The 1,083-nt window shown below is 68.3% G+C and carries 1 protein-coding gene; it reads left to right on the top strand.

Going from position 1 to position 1,083, the window contains the following annotated elements:
- The first annotated feature begins 320 nt into the window (after positions 1-320).
- Positions 321-443, top strand: a complete 123-nt coding sequence (locus KY572_RS47665) for a hypothetical protein (protein WP_263452567.1) — start codon at positions 321-323, stop codon at positions 441-443.
- The last annotated feature ends 640 nt before the right edge of the window (positions 444-1,083 follow it).

The following is a 1,083-nucleotide window of genomic DNA, read 5'->3' as shown; positions in this document are numbered from 1 at the left end:
AAGGGCCCGGCCTCGGGGTGCCCGGCTCTCTGGGCTCGGAACACCACCCCGAAGCTGCCCCGGTCGTGCCGAGCGCGAATGAGCCAGGGCCCCACCATCACTCCGGGCACCAACTCCGTGTGCGTCCCTTCGCTCTCCCTCACAGTTCCCTCCTCGGCGGTTGGCAACGAGCGACCTTACCCTGCAAGTAGCCTCGGGCGAAATGGAGGGGATAGGCTCTCGCCCCGTCATGCCCCTTCTCCTGCTCCCTTTCCTCGTGGCCGGGTGCGCCTCACCACTGAAGGAGAAGAGCCCGAGTAGCAGACGGCGACACGCCGGAGATGCGCCGGCTGCTCGAGGCGGTAAGCAAGCTCTCATCGGAGAAGCGCCAACGGCTGGTGACGCTGCTTGACGATGCGCTGAACGAACAGCCGCCGCCCTCCGAGGATGAAGAGCCGGAGTAGACGAAGAGCCACGCCTTCACCTGGGAGAGGAGCCCTCCATGCACTGCTCAGCGGGCCAGGGCCTATTGAAGCAGCCTGTTCATGGTTCACCCGAGGTGGGCTTGCGCGGCATGTCCACGCTGGCTTTGTAGCAGCGGCCTTCGTGGTCGTACATCGTGTCACCACACGGCGGTTTTTCGCCGCCTACCCACACCCAGCACGCGCCGTAGATGGCAACCTCTCCGCGCTCACACGGGGGCTTACGCTGTCCATCCATGGGCCTGGTCGGCATCTTGCGACCTAAGGACATGAACACGGGCAGAGCGGTCGCCGGAGCCTGGTAGATGCTCGACAGAGCTTCGTCCCCGACTCCGGCATCTGGAACATCGAGTGAAGGCACACGAGGCTCCAGCATCCCGCTCCAGTCCCGAGCCCGGACGGTGCGCACCGCCAACGCGCTCCCCACAAGCAGAGCCACGGTCGCGAGGGCCGCTCCAGCCGGAAGCCACGGGGCGCGCCTAGGGGGCGGGCCCGGCCTGCTGGCCCGCTCGGTGGCCGCAGCGGCCGGCGTCGGCTCGATGGGAGCGCTGGCCTCCGGCTGCTGGGCGGCATGCCCCAAGGCGGCTGCCAGCGACGCGGCCCTCGGCCGTCGCAGCGGCTC

Source organism: Hyalangium gracile (assembly GCF_020103725.1).
In the GTDB taxonomy this organism is placed as follows: domain Bacteria; phylum Myxococcota; class Myxococcia; order Myxococcales; family Myxococcaceae; genus Hyalangium; species Hyalangium gracile.
This window is presented reverse-complemented; position numbering and strand designations above follow the sequence as displayed.

Excerpts from the sequence above, each read along its gene's own strand:
- KY572_RS47665 (WP_263452567.1), top strand. The coding sequence starts at position 321 with ATGCGCCGGCTGCTCGAGGCGGTAAGCAAGCTCTCATCGGAGAAGCGC.